At 73.6% G+C, this 3,946-nt stretch carries 4 protein-coding genes; 1 reads left to right on the top strand and 3 read right to left on the bottom strand.

Annotated features, from left to right (window positions below):
- From EEJ42_RS33510 to EEJ42_RS33500, 3 genes are all read right to left on the bottom strand, one after another.
- A partial coding sequence (locus EEJ42_RS33510) for a DUF5336 domain-containing protein (protein ID WP_184503401.1) occupies positions 1 to 626 on the bottom strand: 626 nt, incomplete at its 3' end.
- Between the two features lie 162 nt (positions 627 to 788).
- Positions 789 to 1,724, bottom strand: coding sequence for an N-acetylmuramoyl-L-alanine amidase (locus tag EEJ42_RS33505; RefSeq protein WP_123105799.1), 936 nt, complete (start codon positions 1,722 to 1,724; stop codon positions 789 to 791).
- Positions 1,725 to 1,748: 24 nt separating this feature from the next.
- Positions 1,749 to 2,342 (bottom strand): class I SAM-dependent methyltransferase, encoded by a 594-nt coding sequence (locus tag EEJ42_RS33500; RefSeq protein ID WP_123105801.1) that lies wholly within the window; start codon positions 2,340 to 2,342, stop codon positions 1,749 to 1,751.
- Positions 2,343 to 2,884: 542 nt separating this feature from the next.
- Here EEJ42_RS33500 and EEJ42_RS33495 point away from each other — a divergent pair.
- On the top strand, positions 2,885 to 3,946 hold a 1,062-nt coding region (locus EEJ42_RS33495; RefSeq protein WP_148082117.1), incomplete at its 3' end, for an acyl-CoA dehydrogenase family protein.

Below are 3,946 nucleotides of genomic sequence, written 5' to 3'. Positions count from 1 at the left end.
GGGCCGGGCTGACCGGCCGGGCCCGGCTGGCCGCCGAAGGAGGGCTGACCCGGCTGGCCGCCCTGCGGCTGACCGGGCTGGGCGCCGCCCGGGCCCGGGTAGCCGTAGCCCGGCTGCGGGGCCTGCGAACCGTACGGGGACTGCGCGCCGTACGGGGACGGGGCCGCCGGGGCGGCAGCGGACATCAGCGGCGCCTTGAGGGCCGGGACGCGCGGGGTCACGATGACCGCCGCGGCACTGGCGAGGGTCGCCACCAGCGCGAGGATGGCGCCGACACCCGGGCTGCCCTTGTCCGGCGTGACCATGAGCGACCACAGCGAGTCCCACGCGGCGACCACGACGAAGCCGGATCCCCACTGGTCGAGGGTGAGCCCGCTGACCTTACGGCTCTCAGGCTGGAACCGCCCTGCGATGACCAGCCCCGCGCCGATCAGCCCGATCAGGAACACCGACGGAAGGACGACGAAGAGCGTCTCCGTGTCCCAGCCATTCGGCATGTCGATGTCGTCGCAGTACGGGCCGCCGTCACAATCGGCCGAGTAGAAGTCGAGGAAGGAGGCGATGAAGAGCAACACCGCTGCTCCGATCACCACGCCGTCGCCTCGAGTGAGCGCGCGGATGTTCAACGTGAGTCCTTAGTCGTTTTCTCGTATACGGAACGCTGCCGCCAGGCGCGGTTGGCGCGAAGGCGTCGGGGGTGGACCCATCGTACGGGGGAATCAAGCTGATGAGACCGGGGGTGGGGCATCGGTATCCCGGTCGTGACCTCGCGTTCGGTTGTTGGAGACTTAACCGTTCAAGAAGTCCGTAATGCCCTGCGCGATCCCGAGGGCCGCGCGCTCACGCCACTTCGGATCGGTCAGTTCCGCGGCGTCTTTCGAGTCGCGCATATTGCCGCACTCGATGAACACTTTCGGAACCGTGGAGAGATTGAGACCGCCGAGATCGCCGCGAACATTCAACCCGCTGCCGTCGCCGATGTAGTCGGCGGGCTCACTGTCGGTGGCATCCATGAATTCACTACGCACGCGTTCGCCGAGCCGCCGGGAAGGCGCGGCGATCTCCGAGGTGTCGGCGTCGCCGCCGCGCACGGACTTGGGCAGGATGACGTGGAATCCGCGATCCCCGGCGGGGGCGCCGTCCGCGTGGACGGACACCACGGCGTCGGCGTGCGCGCTGTTCCCGATCCGCGCGCGCTCGTCCACGCACGGCCCGAACGCGCGGTCGCCGTCCTGCGTGAACTTCACCGTCGCGCCGCGCGCTTCGAGGAGCGTGCGGGCGCGGCGGGCCACGTCGAGCGTGAAGGACGCCTCGGAGTAGCCCGCGTCGGTGGCCGTGCCGGTGGTGTCGCACTCCTTCTCGTCGGTGCCGATGTCGACGTGGCGGGCGATCTCGGCGGGGTGATCGCGGTTGTTCGGGTTGTGGCCGGGATCGAGCACGACGACCTTGCCGGTGAGGGGTTTGTCGTCGCTCTTGTTTTTGGGAGAGGGCGAGGGCGGCGGTGACTGCGGGGGCTGCGCGGGCAACGGCGATGAGGTGGACGAGACGGTCGGCAGGGAGGATGCCGAGGATGCCGGTGCGCTGCCGCCGTTGTCGTCCTGCCGCCCCAGGTTGTCCCACAGCAGCCAGCCGCCGAGGCCGAGGGGTGCGAGGGTGGCCACCACGAGGGCGAGGGTGCCGCCGCGGCGGCGGCCGGGGGCGGAGAAGGAGCTGCCGTTGGACACGTCGGCGATGGTAGCGGCTGCGGGTCAGACCGGCGGGGTCGTCCCGGTGCGGCGGAGTACGCGGAGTGAGCGGGTCGCGGACACCTCGGTGAACGCGCCGGAGGCGAGGGCGCGACGGTAGATCCGGTACGGGGCCTGCCCGCCGTCGGCCGGGTCGGGGAACACGTCGTGGATGACGAGCAGCCCGTCGGGGGCGACGTGGGGTGCCCAGCCCTCGTAGTCGGCCGCCGCGTGCTCATCGGTGTGCCCGCCGTCGATGAACACCAGCCCCAGTGGCTTTCCCCACACCGCGGCGACCTGCGGGGACCGCCCGACGGCGGCGATGACGTGGTCTTCGAGGCCCGCGGCGTGCAGGGTGCGGCGGAAGGTGGGCAGCGTGTCCATCCGGCCGACCTCGGGGTCGACGACGTCCGGGTCGTGGTACTCCCAGCCGGGTTGCTGCTCCTCCGAGCCGCGGTGGTGATCCACGGTGATGGTGACGGTGCCGGTCTCGCGGGCGGCTTCGGCGAGGAGGAGGGTGGAGCGGCCGCAGTACGTACCCACTTCGAGCAGCGGCAGGCCCAGCTGCCCGGCGGTCTTGGCGGCCGCGTACAGGGCGAGCCCCTCGTCGGTGGGCATGAAGCCCTTGGCGCGCTCGAAGGCGTCGAGGACTGCGGTGGCAGGCTGGGTCACGGTCTCATCCTGCCGTATGGGGTGCGGTTCTGGGTGTGCGGGGCCGGGGTTTCGTTGCCGGGTGCGGGCCGGTGGGTGGGGCGGCGCAGACCGCCCATGGCCGGGCTTTCGTTGCCGGGTGCGGGCCGGTGGGTGGTGCGGCCCAGGCCGTCCCTGGTCGGGGTCTCGTGGCCGAGTGCGGGCCGGTGGCCGGTTTGTGTCCACCCGTTCCGCCAGGGGGCACCTCCCAGCGGTAGCTGGGGGAGGAACGACTGCCCACAAACCGGCGGTGTGCGGCGCCGCGAATCGGCGGCCCGGTCCCCCCAATCGGGGGCGGTGTTCGCAAACTGGCGGGTTCGGTGTCCACGAACCGGCGTATCCGGCGCTCGCGAACCGGCGGGTCCGCGAAGCAGCGGGGTCTGGGGCGGAGTCCCGGTTTCGGGAAGGGGCGGGGTGGGGAGGAACCTCGGCGCGCACCACACCTGACTACCCGTCAGATTGGAGCCCGCATGGGCATCGCCGTCACGGAAGACCAAGAGGAACTGGCGCGCGCGGTGCGGGGGTGGCTGGGGCGGGCGGTGCCGCCGGAGGCGGTGCGGAAGGTGCTCGACGCCGCGCCCGGTGGCGGCGGCAGGGCTGCGTACTGGCCCGGGCTGGCCGCGCAGGGGCTGCTCGGACCGCATCTGCCGGAGGAGTGCGGCGGGGGCGGCGGGGGCCTGGTGGACCTCGCCGTCGTCCTGGAGGAGACCGGGCGCGCCGCGCTGCCCGGGTCGTATCTGCCCACCGTGCTGGCCTCCGCCGTACTGCACCGGGCCGGACGGGACGACCTGGTCGCGGGCCTCGCCGACGGCAGCCGCGCCGGTGCCGTCGCGTTCGGCGCCGGGTCGCTCACCGCCGCGCCCGGCCCGGACGGCGGGCTGGTCCTCGACGGGTGCGCGCCGCCGGTCCTGGGCGCGGGGGACGCCGATGTGGTCGTGCTCGCCGCGGCGCGCGGCGGGGAGACCGTGTGGCTGGCCGTCGACAGCGCCGCCCTCACGCTCCGCGTCCACGACAGCGCGGACCCCACCCGCCCGACCGCCGAGGTACGCGCCTCCGGCGTGGCCGTGCCCGGCGGGCGGGTGCTGGACGTCGACGCCGCGCTCGTCACGGACCTGGCGTCCGTCCTGCTCGCCGCCGAGGCGTGCGGCACCGCGGGCTGGGCGCTGGAGACGGCGGTGGGGCACGCCCGGGTGCGGGAGCAGTTCGGGCGGCCGATCGGGCAGTTCCAGGCCGTGAAGCACCTGTGCGCCGACATGCTCGTCCGCGTCGAGCAGGCCCGCGCCCTCACCTGGGACGCGGCCAGGACACAGGACGAGCCCCAAGCCGTACGCGGCCTCACCGCCGCGCTCGCCGCCGCCACCGCGCTCGACGCCGCGTACGGCTGCGCCAAGGACTGCATCCAGATCCTCGGCGGCCTCGGCTTCACCTGGGAACACGACGCCCACCTCCACCTCCGCCGCGCGACCGCCGCCCGCGCGCTGCTCGGCCCCGGCGCACAGCACCGGCTGCGCGCCGCCCGCCTCGCCGCCACC

Source organism: Streptomyces botrytidirepellens, from assembly GCF_003721215.1.
Classification (GTDB): domain Bacteria; phylum Actinomycetota; class Actinomycetes; order Streptomycetales; family Streptomycetaceae; genus Streptomyces; species Streptomyces himastatinicus.
Note: the sequence above shows the minus strand (reverse complement) of the source record. Positions and strands in the feature narration are given on the sequence as shown.